Raw genomic sequence first — 21,057 nt, forward strand, 5'->3', positions numbered from 1 at the left:
CGCTCAGTCGAGGGTGAGGCGGGGCTTCGGGGCGTCGGTGCGGCCGGTCGGCGGATGGCGGCTGCCCGCACGGTACGGGAGCGGCCAGGAGACACCAGGTCCCGAGTAGCCCTGCTCGGCCGCGGCGTGCAGCGTCCAGTGCGGGTCGTGGAGGTGGGGGCGGGCCAGGGCGCAGAGGTCGGCCCGGCCGGCGAGCAGCAGCGAGTTGACGTCGTCCCAGGAGGAGATGGCGCCGACCGCGATGACGGGCACGTCCAGGGCGTTGCGGATCCGGTCGGCGTACGGGGTCTGGTAGGAGCGGCCGTACTCGGGGCGTTCCTCAGGAACGACCTGGCCGGTGGAGACGTCGATGGCGTCGGCGCCGTGAGCGGCGAAGGCGCGCGCGACCGCCAGGCCGTCCTCGTCACTCGTACCGCCCCGGACCCAGTCCGTCGCGGAGACGCGTACGGTCATGGGCCGGTCCTGCGGCCATGCGGCACGGACCGCGTCGAAGACCTCCAGGGGGAAGCGCAGCCGGTTCTCCAGGGACCCGCCGTAGGCGTCGGTGCGCAGGTTGGTGAGCGGGGAGAGGAAGCCGGAGAGGAGGTAGCCGTGGGCGCAGTGCAGTTCGAGGAGGTCGAACCCGCAGCGGGCGGCGCGGCGGGCGGCCTCGGTGAACCGGTCTCGCACCGCGTCCATCCCGTCCCTGTCCAGCGCCTGCGGGATCTGGTTGACACCGTGCGCGTACGGGAGGGGTGAGGCGGCGACGACCGGCCAGTTACCTTCCTCCAGCGGCTGGTCGATGCCTTCCCACATCAGCCGGGTCGATCCCTTGCGGCCGGAGTGACCCAGCTGGACGCCCATCGCGGTACCGGGGGCCGTGTCGTGGACGAAACGCGTGATCCTGGTCCAGGCGTCGGCCTGTTCGTCGGTCCAGAGGCCCGTGCAGCCAGGGGTGATGCGGCCCTCGGGGCTCACGCAGACCATCTCGGTCATGACGAGACCGGCGCCGCCGAGCGCGCGGGCGCCGAGGTGGACCAGGTGGAAGTCGCCGGGCACGCCGTCGGCGGCGGAGTACATGTCCATGGGCGACACGACGACACGGTTGCGGAGTTCGAGGCCGCGGAGCCTCAGGGGGGTGAACATCGGCGGGGTGCCGCGCGGGCAGCCGAACTCCTCCTCGACCGCCCCGGTGAAGGCGGGGTCCCGGAGCCGCAGGTTGTCGTGGGTGACGCGGCGGCTGCGGGTGAGGAGGTTGAAGGCGAACCGCCTGGGCGACTGGTGTGTGTACTGCGGGAGTTCCTCGAACCAGCGCAGGCTGGCCGCGGCGGCCCGCTGGGTGGACAGGACGACGGGGCGGCGCTCCGCCTCGTAGGCGGCGAGGGCCGCGGGCAGGTCGGGCTGCTCCTCGAGACAGGCCGCGAGCGCGAGGGCGTCCTCGACGGCGAGCTTGGTGCCGGAGCCGATGGAGAAGTGGGCGGTGTGGGCGGCGTCTCCGAGGAGGACCGTGCGGCCGTGCGACCAGTGCTGATTGGTGACGGTGGCGAAGGTGAGCCAGGAGGACTTGTTGGAGCGCAGCGGCCGGCCGACGAGCGCCTCGGCGAAGACACCTGCGCAGAGTTCGGCGGACTCGGCGGTGGGGAGGGTGTCGAGCCCGGCGGCCCGCCAGACCTCTTCGCGCATCTCGACGATGACGGTGGAGGCACCGGATCCGTCCGGCGGGCCGGGGACGCTCGTCGAGGGGCGGTGGTCGCAGGGGCGGGCGAAGGGATAGGCGTGCAGTTGCATCACGCCGTACTCGGTCTCCGCGATCTCGAAGCGGAAGGCGTCGAACGCGAAGTCGGCGGCGAGCCAGATGTAGCGGTTGCGGTGGTGGGTGACCGTGGGGCGGAAGTGACGGGCGTGGGCCTCGCGGGTCGCACTGTGCACGCCGTCCGCGGCGACGACCAGGTCGTGGGCGGCGGCCAGCTCGGCGGCGGGCGGCGCCTCGGCACGGAAGCGGAGCCGCACACCGAGGGAGGCGCAGCGCTCGTGCAGGATCCGCAGGAGGGTACGGCGCTCCAGCGCGGCGAAGCCGTGGCCGCCGGAGGTCTGGGTGGCGCCCCGGTGCACGACGTCGATGGTGTCCCAGCGGACGAAAGCGTCGCTCAGTGCCGCGTACACGACGGGGTCGGCGTGTTCGATGCCGCCGAGCGTCTCGTCGGAGAGGACCACGCCGAAGCCGAAGGTGTCGTCCGGGGCGTTGCGTTCCCACACGGTGACCTCGCGGCCGGGGCGCAGCCGCTTGAGGAGTGCGGCGGCGTAGAGCCCGCCGGGTCCTCCGCCGATGACCGCGATCCGCTGCGTGTCCGGGGAGGGCATCGCGTCACCTGCCCCGCCACTTCGGCGGCCTTTTCTCGGTGAAGGCGGCGTGGAACTCGGCGTAGTCCTCGCCGTTCATCAGGAGGGCCTGGGTGGACGCGTCCATCTCCACGGAGGCGGCGAGCGGCATGTCGAGCTCCGCGGTGAGGAGCGCCTTCGTCCGGGCGAGGGCGAGGGCCGGGCCGTCGGCGAGGCGGCGGGCCAGAGCGGCTGCCCGGGTGTCGGCCTCACCTTCGCCGGTCAGCTCGCTGATCAGTCCGATGCGCTCGGCCTCGGGGGCACGGACGGGATCGCCGAGCATCAGGATCCGGGTGGCGTGGCCGAGGCCGACGACGCGGGGCAGGAGGTAGGCGGCGCCCATGTCGCCCCCGGAGAGGCCGACGGCGGTGAAGAGGAAGGCGAAGCGGGCGGACGGGGCGGCGACCCGGAAGTCCGCGGCCAGGGCGAGGACCGCCCCGGCACCGGCGGCGACTCCGTGCACGGCGGCGACGACGGGGAACGGGCACTCGCGGAGGGCCCGTACGACCTGCCCGGTCATCCGGTTGAAGTCCAGGAGCTGCGCGGTGTCCATCGCGAGTGTGGCGCCGATGATCTCGTCCACGTCGCCGCCCGAGCAGAACCCGCGCCCCTCACCGGCGAGCACGAGGGCGCGCAGGGAGCGTTCGCGGGAGAGTTCGGCGAGAAGGTCGCGCAGGTCGGCGTAGGCGCCGAAGGTGAGCGCGTTGAGCTTCTCGGGACGGGCGAGCGTGACGGTCGCCACGCCGTCGTCGATGGTCAGGCGCAGATGCTTCCAGCGTTCGGTCCGCTGGGCGGAGCCGGTGAACGGGCTCATGGAAGGGTCCCCTCCAGCCGTCGGGCTGCGGCAGATGCGCTTCGAAGTTATCACCGATACGTGACCATCGTCATGAGAACGCAATAGCTCGAGGTCGCCGCTGTGGCGAAAGTCCCTTTTGTGCCGGCCGACCGCCTCTATGTCCGGGGCGCTCCGCTTCGTATGGTGGAGCGCAGGAAGTCCTGGTACGGACCACGCGGCCAGGACGCAGTCGGCGGGGGCACGTGCGCCCGCCGGATGTCCCGCTGCCGAACGGAAGCCCCCACCTTGCCGCCCGACGTCCCCCCGCCCTCCTCCTGGCGTATCGCCCTGCCGCACTCCACGGCCGCGGTGCCGATCGCCCGCGCGCTGGTACGCACGGCGCTGGCGGACCTCGAGGCGCCCGCGGACAGCGACACGGCCGAGCTGCTGACCGCCGAGCTGGTCGCCAACGCCGTGGAGCACACCGACGGCTCCGGACCCATCGAGCTGGTGGTCGAGCTCCGGGCGTCCGGCTGCCAGGTCGAGGTGCACGACCACGATCCGGGACCGCCCGGCGGCCTGTCCCGCCTGCTGCCGGGCAGCGCACCCGATCCCTGGCAGGAGCACGGCAGGGGGCTGCTCCTGATCCGCGCCCTCAGCTCCGCGTGCGGCCACCGCCCCACCGAACACGGCAAGGCGGTCTGGTTCACCCTTCCGTCGAGCCCGGTGCCGTCCGGTCCTGCGGCTCCCTGACGAGCCGGGAACGGCTGCGGCTGTAGCCCGCGTACACCAGGGCTCCCACGACCAGGAAGACCACGAACTGCACCCAGGTCGTCCAGCCCGTCCCGTACATCAGGTACAGACAGAAGCCGACGCCCAGAATGGGGCTGACCGGGTAGAACGGCACCCGGAAGGAACGCTTCAGCTCCGGGTTGCGGCGGCGCAGGGTGATGACGGCGATGTTGACGACCGCCATGATGGCGAGCGTGCCGATGGTCGTCAGGTTCACGACGACGTCGAGGGACGAGAACGCGGCGGGGACCGCGAAGAGGACCGCCACGATCCAGGTGTTGGCGACCGGTGTACGGGTCTTCGGCGACACCCGTTCGAAGACGCGGGGGACCAGCCCGTCGCGGGACATCGACATGAGGATCCGGGTCTGGCCGTACATCACCGCGAGCACGACGGAGGCGATCGCGACGACCGCGCCGAAGGCGATGATCCCGCCGCCGACGCTCGACCCCGTGACCTGGTCGACGACCAGCGAGAGCGCGGCGGGCTTGTCGGACACCGCGTCGGAGCCCAGCGCCCCGATGGCCCCGAGTGCGACCGCGCAGTAGAGCAGCGTGACCACGCCGATGCAGATCAGGATGGCGATCGGGATGTTCCGGCGGGGGTTCTTGACCTCCTCGCCCGCGGTGGTGATGGCGTCGAAGCCGATGTACGAGAAGAACGCCACCGACGCGCCGGCGGTGACCCCCGCCATGCCCTGGGGGGCGAAGGGCGAGAGGTGCCCGTCCTCGAACGCGGTGAAGGCGATCGCACAGAAGGCGACCAGGATGCCGATCTTCAGCACCGCCATCGCGGCCGTGGCCCGCGCGCTCTCCCTGATGCCGCGGACCAGGAGCGCGGCCGCCATCATGACCACGACGATGGCCGGCAGGTTGATCACACCGCCGTCACCGGGCCCGGCGGAGAGCGCCGCCGGCAGGCTCCAGCCGACGATGCTGTCCAGCAGCTCGTTGACGTACTGGCTCCACCCGACAGCGACGGCGGAGACCGAGACGCCGTACTCCAGGAGCAGACACCAGCCCACGAGGAAGGCGACCCGTTCGCCGAGTGTGGCGTAGGCGAAGGAGTAGGAACTACCGGAGACCGGGATGGCGCCACCGAGCTCGGCGAAGGAGAAGGCGGTGAAAATGCAGGTGATGGCGGCGAGGACGAAGGAGAGCACCACCGCGGGGCCCGCCTCGGCAACGCTGTCGGACAGACCGACGAAGATCCCCGTGCCGACGATCGCACCGACACCGAAGCACACGAGCTGGAACAGCCCCATGGTGCGCCGTAGGCCGTGACCTTCCAGGTCGGCTCCGGACTCGGCGAGCAGCAGTTCGGGGCTCTTCACGCGCGCCCCGCTCACGCGGGAGGGGATGGGCGGGGTGGGAGGGACGGCACTCATGGGGGGACGAGGTCTCTTCTCTGGCGGTGCGGGGAGACGGAGCCTGTGGGGGGCTCTCACCCTGGGGCGTGGTCCGGACCGGGCACATGAAAAGGGGTTCGAGCGTGCGAGCCCGAACCCCACCAAGTAGCGCCATCGTAGCCACTTGCGCGCATGTTCACCCAATCGGGTGCATTTTCATGCGGACCGGGCGTCGCCTGCCAGCGTCGCGACCAGCACCGCCTTGATCGTGTGCATCCGGTTCTCGGCCTCGTCGAAGACGACCGAGTGCGAGGACTCGAAGACCTCGTCGGTGACCTCGAGCTCCGAGAGTCCGTGCCGCTCGTGGATCTCCCTGCCCACCTTCGTCCCGAGGTCGTGGAAGGCGGGGAGGCAGTGCAGGAACTTCACGTCGTCGTTGCCCGTGGCGCGCAGGACGTCCATGGTCACGGCGTACGGCGAGAGGGAGGCGATGCGCTCGTCCCAGACGTCCTTGGGCTCCCCCATGGAGACCCAGACGTCGGTGACGACGAAGTCCGCGCCCCGCACGCCTTCGTCGATGTCCTCGGTGAGGGTGATGCGGGCGCCGTTCGCCGCGGCGAGTTCCCGCGCCCGGTCCACCACGTCCTGGGCCGGCCAGTAGGAGGCGGGCGCCACGATCCTGACGTCCATCCCCAGCAGGGCGCCGGTGACCAGGTAGGAGTTCCCCATGTTGAAGCGGGCGTCACCGAGGTAGGCGAAGGAGATCTCCTCCAGGGGCTTCGCGCTGTGCTCGGTCATCGTGAGCACGTCGGCGAGCATCTGGGTGGGGTGCCAGTCGTCGGTGAGCCCGTTGTAGACCGGCACACCGCCGTACGCCGCCAGCTCCTCGACGGCCTGCTGGCTGTCACCCCGGTACTCGATGCCGTCGAACATCCGGCCGAGCACCCGGGCGGTGTCCTTCACCGACTCCTTGTGCCCCATCTGGGAGCCCGAGGGGTCGAGGTACGTGGTGGACGCGCCCTGGTCCGCGGCCGCCACCTCGAAGGCGCAACGGGTACGCGTCGAGGTCTTCTCGAAGATCAGCGCGATGTTCCTGCCACGCAGCCGCTGCACCTCCGCGCCCGCCTTCTTGGCGGCCTTGAGCTCGGCGGACAGGGCGACCAGGCCGCGGAACTCCTCGGCCGTGAAGTCCAGCTCCTTGAGGAAATGGCGGCCTGTGAGGTCTATGGCCATGATGACTCCTGGGTCGGGCTACGGACGTACGAGACAACTGCCCTGGAAGTCTATACGAGGCACCGTATTGCTATACAGAGGTGTCCGTGGCCGTGCGGACGGAGGGCGTGAACGTACGCCCGGCCTCCGCGTACCCCGCCTCACACCGGGTCGCGCACCACGGGGCAGCTCATGCAGCGCGGGCCGCCCCGGCCCCGACCCAGCTCGCTGCCCCGGATCTCGATGACCTCGATCCCTTCCTTGCGCAGATAGGTGTTGGTGGTGGCGTTGCGCTCGTAGGCGACGACGACACCGGGCTCCACGGCCAGGACGTTGCAGCCGTCGTCCCACTGCTCCCGCTCGGCGGCGTGCACGTCCTGGGTGGCGGTGAGCACCCGGATCCTGTCCAGGCCGAGCGCGGCGGCGACGGCCCGGTGCATGTGCTCGGGCGGGTGATCGGTCACCTTCAGCTCGCGCGGGCCCGAGCCGGGCTCGATCGTGTAGGAGCGGAGCATGCCGAGTCCGGCGTACTGCGTGAACGTGTCGCCGTCGATCATCGTCATCACCGTGTCGAGGTGCATGAACGCACGGCGCTTGGGCATGTCGAGCGCCACGATCGTCCGGGCCGACCCGGCGTCGAAGAGTCCTCTGGCCAGCATCTCCACGGCCTGCGGCGTCGTGCGTTCACTCATCCCGATCAGGACGGCGCCCTGGCCGATGACGAGGACGTCGCCGCCCTCGATGGTGGACGGGTAGTCGTCCTGGCCCTCCGACCAGTGGTGGAACACCCCGGCCTCGGGGCCGGTGAACAGGGGGTGGTGCCGGTAGATCGCCTCGAAGTGGACGGTCTCGCGCTGTCTGGCGGGCCAGCGCATCGCGTTGATGGACACACCGTCGTAGATCCAGGCGGAGGTGTCGCGGGTGAAGAGGTGGTTGGGCAGGGGGCTGAGCAGGAAGTCGTCCAGATCCATGACGTGGAAGCGGACGGAGGTCGGTTCGGCGTGCCGTTCGAGGAACTCCCGCTTCGTCATCCCGCCCACCAGGGCCTCGGTCAGGTCCGCGGCCGAGAGCTCCTCGAAGGCGGCACGCAGATGCTCGGTGGCGAGCGGCCCGTACTCCTTCTCCGCGAAGACCCGGTCGAGGACGAGCCGCCTCGCCACCGGGATGTCGAGGGACTCCCGGAGCAGGTCACCGAAGAGATGCACCTCCACGCCCCGGTCGCGCAGCACATCGGCGAAGCCGTCGTGCTCCTCCCTGGCGCGGCGCACCCACAGCACGTCGTCGAACAGCAGCGCGTCCTTGTTGCTGGGGGTGAGCCGCTTCAGCTCCAGATCGGGGCGGTGCAGGATGACGCGGCGCAGCCGCCCGGCCTCGGAATCGACATGGAATCCCATGCCTTCATCCTCACCGCGCGGGGCGCCGTTCACCCTGCGAACCGCCACCCGATTCCGGGCGGGCCGTCCTACAGCCGGGGGTCGACGGGCTCCGACTCCAGGGCCAGCACCGCGAAGACGGCCTCGTGGACCCGCCACAGCGGCTCCCCCTCGGCCAGCCGGTCCAGCGCCTCCAGGCCGAGGGCGTACTCCCGCAGGGCCAGCGACCGTTTGTGGCCGAGGAAGCGGGAACGCAGCCGCTCCAGGTTCTCCGGCCGGGTGTACTCCGGCCCGTAGATGATCCGCAGGTACTCACGGCCGCGCACCTTGATGCCCGGCTGGACGAGCCGGCCCTTCTCGTCGCGGACGAGGGCGCCCATCGGCTTGACGACCATGCCCTCGCCGCCGCGGCCGGTCATCTCCAGCCACCAGTCGGTGCCGGAGCGCACGGAGGCCTCGTCCCGCGTGTCGACGACGAGTCGCCGGGTGACCTGGAGCAGTCCGGTCGGGTCGTGCTCGACGAGACGGTCCAGCCACGCCAGCTGCTGGTCGTGCGGTACGGAGGCGAGCGAGCGCCCCTGCACCGCGAGGATCTGGAACGGTGCCAGGCGCACGCCGTCGAGCCCCTCGGTGCTCCAGCAGTAGCGGCGGTACGCCTCCGTGAAGGCGGCCGCGTCCTCTGCGCGCTCCCGTCGGCGGCCGGCCAGGGCTCCGACGTCCACCCCGCGGGCGGCCGCCGCGGTCAGCGCCTTCTCCGCCACGGGCAGGACGGCACCGGCGGCCGCGCCCACAGCCGCGTACTGCGAGCGCAGCAGCCCGGCTGCCTTGAGGGACCAGGGCATCAGCTCTGTGTCGAGCACCACCCAGTCGCTGTCCCACTCCTCCCAGAGCCCGGCCGCGGTGACGGCGGCGCGCAGCCGGCCGAGGACGACCTCCGTGAGCGCGGTGTCGTCCAGGAACGGCCGCCCGGTGCGGGTGTGCAGGGCGCCGGTGGGCCCGTCCACCCCGAAGCGCTCACGAGCGGCGCTCGCGTCGCGGCAGACCAGCGCCACGGCGCGCGAGCCCATGTGCTTCTCCTCGCACACGACGTCGGTGACGCCGTCCGCCCGGTACTGCGCGAAGGCCTCTGCGGGGTGCTCCAGGAAGCCCTCCTCCCGGGAGGTCGCGGTCGGAGCCATGGTCGGCGGCAGATAGGTCAGCAGCCGGGGGTCGACGGCGAAGCGGCTCATGACCTCGAGCGCGGCGGCCGCGTTCTCCTCGCGCACCGCGACCCGGCCCATGTGCCGGGTCTCCACGATGCGGCGGCCCTGCACGTCGGCGAGGTCGAGCGGCCTGCCCTCCCTGCCCCCGGGGGCCTCGGTGGTCAGCGGCTTCACCGGCTCGTACCAGACGCGCTCGGCCGGGACGTCGACGATCTCGCGCTCCGGCCAGCGCAGGGCGGTCATCTTCCCGCCGAAGACGGCCCCGGTGTCCAGGCAGAGGGTGTTGTTCACCCATGAGGCGGTGGGCACCGGTGTGTGGCCGTAGACCACTGCGGCGGCGCCCCGGTACTCCTCGGCCCACGGGTAGCGCACGGGCAGGCCGAACTCGTCGGTCTCGCCCGTCGTGTCCCCGTACAGCGCGTGCGAACGGACCCGCCCCGACGTGCGCCCGTGGTACTTCTCGGGCAGCCCCGCATGGCAGACGACCAGCTTGCCGCCGTCCAGGACGTAGTGGCTGACCAGTCCGTCGATGAACTCCGCCACCTCTTCGCGGAACTCGGGGTGCTCGGCGTCCTCGCGCTCCAACTGCTCCACGGTCTCGGCGAGTCCGTGGCTGTGCTGGACCTTGCGCCCCTTGAGGTAACGGCCGAGCTTGTTCTCGTGGTTGCCGGGGACGCACAGCGCGTCGCCCGACGCCACCATGGACATGACGCGGCGCAGCACACCGGGGCTGTCGGGGCCGCGGTCCACGAGGTCTCCGACGAACACGGCGGTGCGCCCCTCGGGGTGGGCCCCGTTCTCGTAGCCCAGCCTGCCGAGCAGGGTGTCGAGTTCGGAGCTGCAGCCGTGGATGTCGCCGATGATGTCGAAGGGGCCGTTGAGGTGCCGCAGGTCGTTGTAGCGGCGCTCGATGACGACTTCGGCCGTTTCGGCCTCCTCCTCGGTGCGCAGGACGTGGACCTTGCGGAAGCCCTCGCGCTCCAGGCCGCGCAGCGAGCGGCGCAGCTCACGGCGGTGACGCTGCACCACATGGCGGGGCATGCCCACGCGGTCGGGGCGGCCGGCGTTGCGTGCCTGGCAGACCTCCTCCGGCAGGTCGAGCACGATCGCGATCGGCAGCACGTCGTGCTGCCGGGCCAGCTGGACGAGCTGCTTCCGGCTCTCCGGCTGCACGTTGGTGGCGTCGACGACGGTGAGCCTGCCCGCGGCGAGCCGCTTGCCGGCGATGTAGTGCAGCACGTCGAAGGCGTCACGGCTGGCGCTCTGGTCGTTCTCGTCGTCGGCGACCAGCCCCCGGCAGAAGTCGGATGAGATGATCTCGGTCGGCTTGAAGTGCCTGCGGGCGAACGTGGACTTGCCCGAGCCGCTGGCGCCCACGAGGACGACGAGGGACAGGTCGGTCACGGGCAGTGTGCGAGAGGTACCGGTCATGCGGCCTTCTCCTCCTTCGTCGTCCCGTGGGCCGTGGTCATCGTGAACACGGCCATCTGTGTGGGAGGCCCCACCTCGGGGTCGTCCGGTCCCACGGGCACGAACTCCACGGCGTATCCGTGGCGTCCGGCCACCTGCCCCGCCCAGTCGCGGAATTCGTCCCTGGTCCACTCGAAGCGGTGGTCCCCGTGCCGTGCGTGCCCGGCGGGAAGGGTCTCCCAGCGGACGTTGTACTCGACGTTGGGCGTCGTCACCAGGACGGTGCGGGGCCGCGCGGAGCCGAACACCGCGTACTCCAGGGCGGGTAGCCGCGGCAGGTCGAGGTGCTCGATCACCTCGCTCAGCACTGCGGCGTCGTACCCCTTCAGCTGCTTGTCGGTATAGGTGAGAGCGCCCTGGCGGAGGGTGATCCGCCCGGCCTGCCGCTCGCCCATCCGGTCCAGCTTCAGCCGGCGGGCGGCGACGGTCAGGGCGCGCATCGACACGTCGACCCCGACGATCTCCGTGAAGCGCACGTCCTTGAGCAGCGCCTGCACCAACTGGCCCTGACCGCAGCCCAGGTCGAGCACCCGGTTCGCCCCGGCGGCGCGCAGGGCCTGAAGGATCGCGTCGCGGCGCTGCCCGGCGAGCGGCACCGGCTTCTCCTCCGTGTCCGTGGTCTCGTCCACTGCGTTGTCGACGCTCTCCACCTCGAGGTCGTCCGACTCCGCCAGCCGCACCAGTTCGAGCCGCTCCATCGCCTGCCTCGTGAGCCCCCCGCGGCGCGAGAGGTAACGGCTGGTGATCAGCCGCTGCTCCGGGTGCCCCGCCAGCCAGCCCTCACCCGCCCGGAGGAGCTTGTCGACCTCGTCGGGTGCGACCCAGTAGTGCTTGGCGTCGTCGAGCACCGGCAGCAGCACGTACAGCTGACGCAGGGCGTCCGCGAGCCTCAGCTCACCCTCCAGCACCAGCTGTACGTAGCGCGAGTCGCCCCATTCCGGGAAGCGCTCGTCCAGCGGTACGGCCACGGCGTCGACGCGTGTCCAGCCGAGCGGCCCGAACAGCCTGTGCACGAGGTCGGCGCCCCCGCGTGCGGGAAGCGCGGGCACCTCGATCCGCAGCGGCAGTGGTTCCCGGGCCCGCTCGGGCATGGCCCGGCAGGCCGCCTTCAGCGCGGACTTGAACACCGTCGTCATCGCCACCGAGAGGAGCGACGAGGCCGCGTAGGGGCGGTCGTTGACGTACTGCGCGAGCGCCGCGTCGGGGGCCCCGCCGCGACCCTTTCCCTTGCCGCGCCTGACCAGGGCCACGGGATCCACCTCCAGCAGCAGCGCGGCTGTACAGCGCTCGGCGGACGCCTCGGGGTAGAAGACGTGCGCGGTGCCGTGCGAGGTGGAGAACGTCTGCGCGTTGTCGGGATGCTTGTGCAGCAGATAGCCGAGATCGGTGGCGGGACGCTCAGGGGTGCCGGTCGTGCTGATAGTCAGGAACACGTGACCGAGTATGGTCCGGTGATCCCTCTCCCACCAGGAGTTTTCACACCCCTGACAACTCCGGTCGAGCTGCCAGCGCCTCGATCTCGGACGGGCCGACGCGGCAGCATCCCCCGACCAGTCGGGCGCCCGCCTTCTGCCAGTCCCGCACCCTGCTCGGTTCGAACGTGCCTTTGCCGGTCCAGTCCCGGCCCTCGGCGTCCCACTCCTCCCCGCTGTTCGGGTAGACGACGACCGGCTTACCGGTGGCCGCGGCGGCCACCTCCACCGCACGGTCGGCGTCGGCCGGGTCGCAGCAGTTCACGCCGACCGCCACCACCTGGTCGATGCCGGCGGCGAGCCCGAACGCCTCCGCCAGGGGCTGCCCCGCCCTGGTCCGGTCTCCCTCCACGCTGTACGAGAGCCAGACCGGCACCTCGAGATCCTGTACCACCCGCAGCAGTGCCTCTGCCTCGTCGGTGTCCGGCACCGTCTCCAGGGCCAGCACATCGGGTCCCGCCGCAGCGAGTGTCTCCGCCCGGGGCCGGTGGAAGCGCACCAGCTCCCGGACGGTCATCCCGTACCGGCCCCGGTACTCGCTGCCGTCGGCGAGCATCGCCCCGTACGGACCGACCGAGGCGGCGACCCAGAACTCACGGCCCGTCGACGCACCGGCCCGGCGCGCCAGGTCCACGCTGCCCGCCATCAGCTCGGCAGCCCGGGCCCGTCCGATCCCTCGCCGCGCGAACCCCTCGAAGGTGGCCTGGTAGCTGGCGGTGATGAGTACCCGCGCGCCCGCCTGCGCGTAGGCCCGGTGGGCGGCCTCGATCTGCTGGGGCTCGTCGCTCAGCAGCCTGGCCGACCACAGGGCGTCGGACAGATCGCACCCCTGCGCCTCCAACTGGTTGGAGAGACCCCCGTCCAGCAGCACGGTCCCCTCGGCGAGCGCGTCGCCGAGCGTACGGCCGGGCTGGACATCCGGTGTCCGGATGTTGTGCACAACTGCTCCTCGCTGTCTGCTGACCGCGGTCGGTCCCGCGCTCCCACGGTCCTGTCCTGCCTGCTGATCCGTTCCGGCCGACATGCGCCGTCCTACGGTCGCCGGATCACATGAGCCCCTTCCGTCAGCCCAGCTGCGACTGGACCCGCGACGAGATCAGTTCCAGATGATCCAGGTCGTCCAGGTCCAGGACCTGGAGGTAGATCCGCGAGGCTCCGACCGCGGCGTAGCGGCCGATCTTGTCGACCACCTCGTCGGGAGATCCCGCCAGCCCGTTCGCCTTGATCTCCTCGACCTCCCGTCCGATGGCGGACGCACGTCGTGCCACCTCGGCGTCGTCCTTCCCGACGCACACCACCAGGGCGTTGGAGTACACCAGGTCGTCGGGCGCGCGGCCGGCTGCCACGGCGGCGTCCCTGACCCGGCCGAACTGCTTCTCGCTGTCATCGATCGAGCCGAAGGGGATGTTGAACTCGTCGGCGTACCGCGCGGCAAGGCGCGGGGTGCGGACCGCGCCGTGTCCGCCGATCAGGACAGGCACCTTCGCCTGGGCGGGCTTCGGCAGGGCCGGCGAGTCCGTGAGCTGGTAGTACGTACCGTCGTAGCTGAACGTCTTGCCGGTTTCGGTCTCCCAGAGGCCGGTGACGATCGCCAGCTGCTCCTCCAGCCGGCCGAACTTCTCCTTCGGGAAGGGGATGCCGTAGGCCTTGTGCTCCTCCTCGAACCAGCCGGCGCCCAGGCCCAGCTCGACCCGGCCCCCGGACATCTGGTCGACCTGCGCGACCTGGATGGCCAGCACCCCGGGCAGACGGAAGGTACCCGCCGTCATCAGGGTGCCGAGGCGGATCCGCTTGGTCTCGCGGGCCAGTCCGGCCAGGGTGATCCACGCGTCCGTCGGACCGGGCAGGCCGTCACCTGAGCCCATGCGCAGATAGTGGTCCGACCGGTAGAAGGCGTCGAAGCCGAGGTCCTCGGTGGCCTTGGCGACGGTGAGCAGGGTGTCGTAGCTCGCCCCTTGCTGGGGCTCGGTGAAAATGCGAAGATCCATGTCTCCATCCTGCACCTTCGAGCCCGCCGCGCCGCGTCTGCCCTGCCTCACCTGCCGGCCCGGCCCTCTCCGTCCGTGGACGCCGCCGCTCCGTCCTCGCTCGGATCGTGCCCGGCCCCGCCGCTCCCGGCCGTCCCACCATCCGCGGCTCGACCGGCCGGTTCACGGCTGGCCCGCGACGAACCCGGCCGGCCCGTGGACCACTCCGAACGGACCGTCCCGCTCGCTTTCCAGCGCCTGCTCACGCTGCCCCTCGCGCTCCTGCTCGGCGAGCCGTCGCAGCATGCCCTGGACCCGGTCCACGGATTCGTCGACGGCGTCTATCGCCTCGATGCACTGCCAGTACAGCCCTTCCTCCTCGGTCCCGCAGGCAACACCGACGAGTGCGATGCCCGCCTCGCCGAGGAGCAGCGCGAGAGCGGCCAGGGCCCTTGCCACATGGGCCACTTCGGTGAGCTGCGAGGCCCTCACCCCTCCCGCCGGAACCATCGGGTGGTCGAGCACCGCACTGCCCAGGGCGCAGGTCTCGCTCAGCCCGCGCGCCTCCGTGCGTAACTCCGCCGGGCCGTATCGCGCCAGCTGCCCGCCGACCGCCCGGGCGAGTGCCTGGGCCTGCCATGCCTCCGCCATGACGGCCGGCACTCCCCGGCTCCCTGCCAGCGCGCTCCGGCCCGCCGCGATCAGTCGCTCCGCTTCCATGCGATTCCCCCGTCGCCGAGACCACCTGTACAAAGAACCCGCTCACCTCTTCATTACCCACAGTGAGGGTCATGGCACACAAACGCCAGAGGAAATCGGAAATCTGTGGACAGGAAGTCGATTGTGCATAAATCGATCACTCCGAAGAGTGACGACTCGACGGCTCCCCTCCGTCCGGCACGGGGAATCGCTTCTCGTTCCGGTCGATCTTCGCCGCGAGGGCCGCCAGCGGGTCGATGCCCAACACCTCGCAGAACTGCAGCAGATACGCCAGCACGTCCGCGACCTCGTCCGTGACGCGGAACGCGGTGCCGGAGTCCTCCATCACCCTCGCCGACTGCTCCGGTGTGAGCCACTGGAAGATCTCGAGGAGTTCGGACGCCTCCACGCTCAACGCGGCGCACAGGTTCTTGGGGGTGTGGTACGGCTCCCAGGCCCGGGACGCCGCGAAGTCGGCCAGTCGCCGCTGCAGTTGCGCAATATCCAGTTCCGTCACGGTGCCAGGTCTACCACCGTCGCACCGGCCGTCCCGCGGGCCGTCGCCGCGGCCGCCTCACCGACCGTCCCCAACAGGCGCATGTGCCCGTCGGCGCAGATCGACGCCGCGAGTGCCAGCAGTGCCCTGGTCTGCCGCGCGTCCAGATCCCGGTCGAGCCCGTCGGCCAGGACCGTGAGGGCCTGCATGGCGTCCGGCACCTCCGCCGCCGGGTCCACCACCAGGACATGCGGGCCGGTCAGCAGCACCAGGGCGAGGGCCAGATAGCGGAGTTCGCCGTCGCCGAGGCGGCCCAGCGGCGTGCCGCGGTCCGGCCCCCGGCCGGCCAGGGCGCGCACGGTCCCGTCCGGCAGCCGTTCGACGGACAGTCCCGTCACCGTCCCCGCACATCCGGTGTCCGCGGTGGCGACCAGTCTGGCGTGCCGCTGGGCGCACTGGCCGTGGGTGCGGAGGAGGACGTCGGCGAGGTTGTCGCAGCTCGAGGTGAGCCGCCCCTCCCCGGCCGGCACCGCCGCACGCATCCGCCGCGGTTCAGGGTCGCAGACGAAGGCGGAGCGCAGGGCCACCACCACCTGTTCGGCGGCGGCCAGCACCTTGAGCTGCCCGTCCGTGGTCCCCGCGACGCGCAACGGCAGCAGCGCCGTGCCGAGCCGGTCGTCGGGAAAGGGCGCGCGCGTCACCGGCACGGCGCCCGCGGTGTGCCAGGCGGCCTGGACGTGAGAACGCCGGGGGTCCCTGAGCGCGGTGGCGAGCAGAGTCTCCCCGCCGCCCGTCAGCCGCTCGCCGACGATGCGGAGCGCGGGCTCGGCCTGCACGGCGAGGTCCAGCCTCACCGGGCCGGCCGGGCCCTCCACCGTGCAGCCGAGTCTGAATCCGCGCCGCCCCTGCGCGTCGGCCTCCGCCCGTTCCGGTACCCAGGCCGCCGGGTCGGGGAAGACGTCCTCCAGTGGATCACCGGCGGCCAGCCGGGCGAGGGCCTCGTATCCGCGCAGGGCGGTCGACTTGCCGCTGCCGCTGGGTCCGGCGAGCAGCGTGAGCGGCCCGAGCGGGATGACGGTGCGGCGGTGCGAGGCGAAGGCGTCGAGCCGGAGTTCACCGACGAGGGGACGTGCGGGACGGGTCGCGCCCGACGGCGACGGGGCCGTCGGCCCGGAGGAGATCACAGTCATGAGCGGACCGTACGCACGCCCGTGAGCGGCGAACCGTTCCGCCCGCACGACCTTCCTACGATTGAGGTACGCCCGCCGCGGTGACCCCCTCGACCTCCATGCCGACCGGCGCGAGCAGGAAGACGTTGCGGTCCACCCGGTGCATCCCGCTGCCCAGACCGAAGACCACGCCGCTGCTGAAGTCCAGGATCCGCTTGGCCACATCGGTCTCCGCGCCGGTCAGGTCCAGAAGGACCGGGATCTGCGCCACCAGGTACTCGGCCACCTCGCGCGCGTCCGCGAACACCTGGACCCGCAGGACGACCAGGCGCCGCTGCTCGGCCGATTCCCGCTGTTCGGGGACCGCCCGGTGGTCGACCCGCGACGGCCACTCGTTGCGGCCCCTCAGGGGTACGACCTGGGCGAGCCCCTCCCACTGTTCGTCGGTGGGGTCGTATCTGTCGTACCTGTCGTACCTGCTCACAGGACCACCCCGTCCGTATGCCGGTTGGCTGTGCGCCGGCTGCGCTCGCTGTTCATCGGGCAATTCTCTCGCCCCTCACCCGTTCGGCGTACCACCGACACGGGTCGGACCAGGATCAGCGGCCCGTTCGGCACCCGGACCGGCCGGTTCCGGGAACGTGCCGAGGGGTGTGAAGCGCACCGGGAGGTGGGCAGGGGCACGGTGGAACGGTCCCGGCCGCCACATCAGCGCGTCCGGTTCGACGGCCAGTTCCAGATCGCAGAGCTGACTGGTGAGCTGCTCGATCGCGGTCATCGCCATCAACAGGGCCGGCTGCTTGGCCGGGCAGCGGTGCGGTCCTGTCGACCATGCCAGGTGGGCGCCGTCCCCCGAACGCACCGCGGGATCCGTGACGGACGGCGGTGACTGCGTGTTGGCGGCGGCGAACGAGACCAGTACGAGCTGCCCGGCGCGCAGCGGGACCCCGTGGAACTCGGTGTCGTGGCGGGGGAAGTGCGCCCCCATGTTGGCCAGCGGAGGGTCCCGCCAGAGCACGTCGTCCACCGCTTCGTGCGCGGTCACGGCGCCGCCGTGCAGGGAGCCCCGGTATCCGGTGTCGCTCAGCATCCGCAGCAGTGCGTTGCCGATCAGATTGGTCGTCGGATCGTGACCCACGCTCATGATGAGCGTGATCTGACGCACCGTCTCGTCGTCGTCGAGACCTGCCGGGTGCGCGAGCAGGTACGTGGTGAGGTCGCGTCCCGGTCTACGCCGCCGTTCGGCCACGAGCGCGGTGACGACGCCGACGAGGTCGTCGTAGGCCGCTGTCGCGTCCGCCGCCGGATCCATCATCCCGGCGGTCCCGCGGATGACCCGCTCGGTGTCCTCGGGGGCCACGCCGAAGGAGGCGGTGAAGACGTGCAGCGGGAGCCTGCGGGCGTACTGGGCGATGAGGTCACCGGTGCCGGTGGCCGAGAAGGCGGCGATGAGCCGCTGCGCGACGCGGGCGACCTCCGCGCGCAGCAGATGGGGCTCGATCAGGGCGAGGGTGTCGTTGATGGCGTCGCGGTAGCGGGCGTGGACGGCGCCGTCGGTGAAGAGAGCGGTGGGCCGGTGGCCGAGCACGGGAAGGACCGGCGAATCGGCCGGCACGCCCTCCTGCCAGGCGCGCGGGTCCTTGGTGAAGGTCTCTGTGTCCCGTAGCAGTTCGACGGCCGCGTGGTAGTCGGTGACCAGCATGGCGTCGACGTCGGGGGCGATGCGGACCCTGGCCAGCGGCCCCTGGGCGCGCAGCGCCCGGTAGTGGCCGTGCGGATCGGCGGCGAAGCCGGCGCCGTACAGCGCCGGCGGTTCGAGGAGCGAGGGGGCGGCGCCGGGCGGGGTGCCGGGGACGGGAGGGGTCATGAGGGTTCCTGGGGCGCGGGCAGACCGGTCAGCACGTGCTCGGCGAGGGCGATCAGGGCATCGATGCTGCCCCGGCGTTCGCGGGCGTCGCACTGCACGAGCGGGGTGCGCGGGTCGAGGTCGAGGTGTTTGCGCAGGACCTCGTCCGCGTGGGCGGGTGCGTCGGGGAAGCGGTTCACGGCCACGGCGTACGGGAGTCCCTGCTCCTCCACCAGGTCCATGACGGCGAAGGAGTCCTCCAGACGGCGGGTGTCGACCATGACGAGGGCTCCGAGCGCACCGCGCGCGATGTCCTCCCAGAGGGGCAGGAAGCGCTCCTGGCCCGGCGTGCCGAACATGTAGAGCACCAGGTCGTCCTGGACGGTCAGCCTGCCGAAGTCGATGGCGACCGTGGTCGTCGTCTTCTCCGGGAGCCCGGCGGTGTCGTCGAGCCCCGTACTGGACTGCGTCATCACCTCCTCCGTGTGCAGGGTCGGGATCTCGGACAGCGTGCGGATCAGGGTCGTCTTGCCCACGCCGAAGGGGCCCGTGACGACGAGCTTCATCAGGGTCTCGGCGGCGCTCGGCAGATAGCCGACGCCGCCCAGGTCAGTTGAGGGAACGGAGTCCAACGAGCAGCCTCTCGACGAGCGACCGGTCGATCTCACCGGCGCTGGGGATCGGTGGTCGAGCGTGCAGATGTCCTGCGGCCACGAGGTCCGTGGCCAGGAAGACCGTCGCGCTGACCGGCAGTTCCAGGTGGGCGGCGCATTCGACGACGGTGAGTGCTCCCGGTTCCAGGAGTTCACACAGCCTGCTCTGCTCCGAACCGGTGTTCGGCGGCAGTGACGAGTCCGTGCGGAGGAGCACGGCGAGCCGGTCGAGCGCGGGACCGGTGGGCGCGGAACGTCCACCGGTGACCAGGTAGGCGGGAATCAGGCGGCGCCCTGGGCCGGGGGTCATGGCCGGGTGGCAGCGTCCGGTTGGCGGGTGGGGGCGTGCATGGCGCGGGTCAGCGCGGTGACCTGCACCTGCATCTGGTACGCGATGTTCCCCAGGTGCGCGTCGGGCGCGGCGAACAGGGCCAGGGTGGTGTTCCTCCCGGCCGGTACGACGACGGCGAAGCCGAGGTCGGACTCCACGACCGTCTGGGCCAGGCGCGGTGACTCGGCCTCGGTGAAGGCGGTGGTGAAGGCGCGGGCCGCCGCGTGCAGCGTGGCCGTCATCGCGGCGACACGCTCGGCGGACGCGCGGTCCAGGCCGGGCGAGGCGCCCTCGACGAGTCCGTCCCCGGTGGCGACCACGGCGTGCTGTACGCCGGGCAGTTCCAGCAGGGGGGTCAGCACCCAGGCGAGATCACCGGCGGTGGGGGTGGTGCTCACGTCTCGTCGTCTCCTTGGTCGTCCGATGGGGATGCTGCGGGCGCCTGTGCCGGAGGCACGGGCGCCTTCCTGCCGCTGAGGGTGCCCTCCTGGAGGGCGGTCCAGGCTGCTCCGGCCTGCTCGGGCGTGCGGAGCGTGGGCTCCTCCGCCGCCTGCGGCCGGGTCGTGGACGCCTCCGGGGAGTCCGTCCGACGAGATCTGCGGCGCCGGGTGGGCAGCCCTGCCGGACGCGCTTCCGGTTCAGCGTCGGGGGCGGGTCCGGCGGGCGTGGTCGTGACGGGTCCGGCCGGTTCGGGCCCGGTGGCCGAGGCGGGCCCGGAGGACGCGGCGGGCCCGGAGGACGCGGCGGGCTCCGCGGGCCCGGAGGACGCGGCGGGCTCCGCGGGCCCGGAGGACGCGGCGGGCTCTTGGATTCCAGCGGCGCCGGCCCCCCGCGCGTGCACCGGTTTCGGTGCGAGCACGGACAGGGTGCGGTCGTCGTCCATCACGGTCAGCAGATGGGCGGGAACGCGCAGCATCGTGCGCATCCCGCCGTACGGCGAGGACTCGATGTGGCAGCTGAATCCGTAGCGCGCGATGAGCCGGCCCACCACGGCGAAGCCGGTCCGCGGCGGGTCCCCCAGCTCGGTGAGCAGCACCTCGGAGGGGCCCGACAGCAGCGCGCGGGCCCGCTCCAGGGCGTCGTCGTCCATGCCGATCCCGGCGTCGTCGACCAGGATCAGAGCCCCACGCCCGGCGGTCTGCTGGACCGTCACGGGCACCTCGGTGTCCGGGTGGGAGTAGGCCGTGGCGTTGGCGAGCAGTTCGGCGAGCGCGATCGCGAGGGGTTCGGCCGCCCTGGCGACCAGGGCGAGCCGCTCCTGGCGCAGGTGGTTGGCGACCTTGATCCGCTCGTACCCGGGCACCCGGGACTGGGCGCCGAGCACGATCTCGACGAGCGAGGAGTTCTGCCGGGCGAGCCCGGGCCAGGCGTCGCAGAGCACGGCCGTGGCCTGGGTGCGGCGCAGCGCCAGTTCGTTACGGAAGTCGAGCTGCAGGATCCGGGGGTCGTCGTAGTCGTGCTGGAGCTCGTGCAGGAGGTGCTGCGACTGGTTGAGCAGCGACTGGATCTTGGCCGAGGTGCCCCGCATGGCGGACCTCGCCGCGGCGTCGACACGTGCGCGTTCCTCCAGGACCGCCGTGCGCGCGGCCTGTACGGCCTCGGTCAGCAGACGGGCGGCGTCGCCTTCGATGTCCGCGGCTTCCCGCAGTCCCGGGACGGGCGCCGTCCGGTGGGAGAGCGCGGTCGCCGCGGCGGGTATCCGCTTGCGGGCGAGTTGCCGGATCTCCTCGGTGAGGGCCAGGGTGCGGGCCTCGGCAGCCCTGGCCTGTCGCTCGGTCAGCTCCGCGCGGGCCGAGGCTCCGTACGCCTCCCGCCTGGCCTGATGGGTACCAACGGCCGACCACGTCGCCACCACCACGGCGATCAGGGCCACGATCCATGCCAGCACGGCGTC

General features: G+C 71.7%; 19 protein-coding genes. 1 reads left to right on the top strand and 18 read right to left on the bottom strand.

Features of this window, described 5'->3' with window-relative positions; all coding sequences use genetic code 11:
* Nucleotides 1-3: 3 nt before the first annotated feature.
* Nucleotides 4-2,340 (bottom strand): bifunctional salicylyl-CoA 5-hydroxylase/oxidoreductase, encoded by a 2,337-nt coding sequence (locus LWJ43_RS06915; RefSeq protein ID WP_277331408.1) that lies wholly within the window; start codon nucleotides 2,338-2,340, stop codon nucleotides 4-6.
* A 4-nt stretch (nucleotides 2,341-2,344) separates the two neighbouring features.
* Nucleotides 2,345-3,172 (bottom strand): enoyl-CoA hydratase family protein, encoded by an 828-nt coding sequence (locus LWJ43_RS06920; protein WP_277331409.1) that lies wholly within the window; start codon nucleotides 3,170-3,172, stop codon nucleotides 2,345-2,347.
* 267 nt (nucleotides 3,173-3,439) lie between these two features.
* Here LWJ43_RS06920 and LWJ43_RS06925 point away from each other — a divergent pair, with 267 nt between their 5' ends.
* A complete protein-coding gene (locus tag LWJ43_RS06925) occupies nucleotides 3,440-3,886 on the top strand; it encodes an ATP-binding protein (RefSeq protein ID WP_277331410.1) in 447 nt (148 codons plus the stop codon).
* On the opposite strand, the gene LWJ43_RS06930 is transcribed toward LWJ43_RS06925, so the two are convergent.
* From LWJ43_RS06930 to LWJ43_RS07005, 16 genes are all read right to left on the bottom strand, one after another.
* Complete coding sequence (locus LWJ43_RS06930; RefSeq protein WP_277331411.1) at nucleotides 3,840-5,312, bottom strand: amino acid permease; 1,473 nt, start codon at nucleotides 5,310-5,312, stop codon at nucleotides 3,840-3,842. The genes LWJ43_RS06925 and LWJ43_RS06930 overlap by 47 nt on opposite strands.
* Before the next feature lie 177 nt (nucleotides 5,313-5,489).
* Nucleotides 5,490-6,506, bottom strand: a complete 1,017-nt coding sequence (gene argF / locus LWJ43_RS06935) for an ornithine carbamoyltransferase (RefSeq protein ID WP_277331412.1) — start codon at nucleotides 6,504-6,506, stop codon at nucleotides 5,490-5,492.
* A gap of 140 nt (nucleotides 6,507-6,646) precedes the next feature.
* Nucleotides 6,647-7,879 (bottom strand): arginine deiminase, encoded by a 1,233-nt coding sequence (locus LWJ43_RS06940; RefSeq protein ID WP_277331413.1) that lies wholly within the window; start codon nucleotides 7,877-7,879, stop codon nucleotides 6,647-6,649.
* A 68-nt stretch (nucleotides 7,880-7,947) separates the two neighbouring features.
* On the bottom strand, nucleotides 7,948-10,491 hold the full coding sequence (locus LWJ43_RS06945; protein WP_277331414.1) for a polynucleotide kinase-phosphatase: 2,544 nt from the start codon (nucleotides 10,489-10,491) through the stop codon (nucleotides 7,948-7,950).
* Entirely contained in the window at nucleotides 10,488-11,963 is a 1,476-nt protein-coding gene (locus tag LWJ43_RS06950) for a 3' terminal RNA ribose 2'-O-methyltransferase Hen1 (RefSeq protein ID WP_277331415.1), read from the bottom strand. Before LWJ43_RS06950 ends, LWJ43_RS06945 begins: the two co-directional genes overlap by 4 nt.
* A 43-nt stretch (nucleotides 11,964-12,006) precedes the next feature.
* Nucleotides 12,007-12,942, bottom strand: coding sequence for a homocysteine S-methyltransferase (gene mmuM / locus LWJ43_RS06955; RefSeq protein ID WP_277331416.1), 936 nt, complete (start codon nucleotides 12,940-12,942; stop codon nucleotides 12,007-12,009).
* Between the two features lie 124 nt (nucleotides 12,943-13,066).
* Entirely contained in the window at nucleotides 13,067-13,990 is a 924-nt protein-coding gene (locus tag LWJ43_RS06960) for an LLM class F420-dependent oxidoreductase (protein WP_277331417.1), read from the bottom strand.
* 162 nt (nucleotides 13,991-14,152) lie between these two features.
* Nucleotides 14,153-14,689, bottom strand: a complete 537-nt coding sequence (locus LWJ43_RS06965; RefSeq protein ID WP_277331418.1) for a DUF6099 family protein — start codon at nucleotides 14,687-14,689, stop codon at nucleotides 14,153-14,155.
* Between the two features lie 136 nt (nucleotides 14,690-14,825).
* Nucleotides 14,826-15,185 carry a nucleotide pyrophosphohydrolase gene (locus LWJ43_RS06970; RefSeq protein WP_277331419.1) on the bottom strand — a complete coding sequence of 120 codons (360 nt, stop codon included), beginning with the start codon at nucleotides 15,183-15,185 and terminating at the stop codon, nucleotides 14,826-14,828.
* The gene (locus LWJ43_RS06975) at nucleotides 15,182-16,354 is read right to left on the bottom strand and encodes an AAA family ATPase (RefSeq protein ID WP_346771978.1); all 1,173 of its coding nucleotides are present in this window, start codon (nucleotides 16,352-16,354) and stop codon (nucleotides 15,182-15,184) included. The genes LWJ43_RS06970 and LWJ43_RS06975 overlap by 4 nt, the downstream gene beginning before the upstream one ends.
* Before the next feature lie 55 nt (nucleotides 16,355-16,409).
* Nucleotides 16,410-16,817: a cell division protein SepF gene (locus tag LWJ43_RS06980; protein ID WP_277331421.1), complete on the bottom strand. Its 408-nt coding sequence runs from the start codon at nucleotides 16,815-16,817 to the stop codon at nucleotides 16,410-16,412.
* A gap of 75 nt (nucleotides 16,818-16,892) precedes the next feature.
* A complete protein-coding gene (locus LWJ43_RS06985) occupies nucleotides 16,893-18,200 on the bottom strand; it encodes a cytochrome P450 family protein (RefSeq protein ID WP_277331422.1) in 1,308 nt (435 codons plus the stop codon).
* On the bottom strand, nucleotides 18,197-18,811 hold the full coding sequence (locus tag LWJ43_RS06990; protein ID WP_277331423.1) for a GTP-binding protein: 615 nt from the start codon (nucleotides 18,809-18,811) through the stop codon (nucleotides 18,197-18,199). The genes LWJ43_RS06985 and LWJ43_RS06990 overlap by 4 nt, the downstream gene beginning before the upstream one ends.
* The gene (locus LWJ43_RS06995; protein ID WP_277331424.1) at nucleotides 18,789-19,142 is read right to left on the bottom strand and encodes a DUF742 domain-containing protein; all 354 of its coding nucleotides are present in this window, start codon (nucleotides 19,140-19,142) and stop codon (nucleotides 18,789-18,791) included. The genes LWJ43_RS06990 and LWJ43_RS06995 overlap by 23 nt, the downstream gene beginning before the upstream one ends.
* Nucleotides 19,139-19,561, bottom strand: coding sequence for a roadblock/LC7 domain-containing protein (locus LWJ43_RS07000; RefSeq protein WP_124275220.1), 423 nt, complete (start codon nucleotides 19,559-19,561; stop codon nucleotides 19,139-19,141). The genes LWJ43_RS06995 and LWJ43_RS07000 overlap by 4 nt, the downstream gene beginning before the upstream one ends.
* On the bottom strand, nucleotides 19,558-21,051 hold the full coding sequence (locus LWJ43_RS07005) for an ATP-binding protein (RefSeq protein ID WP_277331425.1): 1,494 nt from the start codon (nucleotides 21,049-21,051) through the stop codon (nucleotides 19,558-19,560). Before LWJ43_RS07005 ends, LWJ43_RS07000 begins: the two co-directional genes overlap by 4 nt.
* Nucleotides 21,052-21,057 lie beyond the last annotated feature (6 nt).

It is taken from the genome of Streptomyces sp. JH34, from assembly GCF_029428875.1.
Classification (GTDB): domain Bacteria; phylum Actinomycetota; class Actinomycetes; order Streptomycetales; family Streptomycetaceae; genus Streptomyces.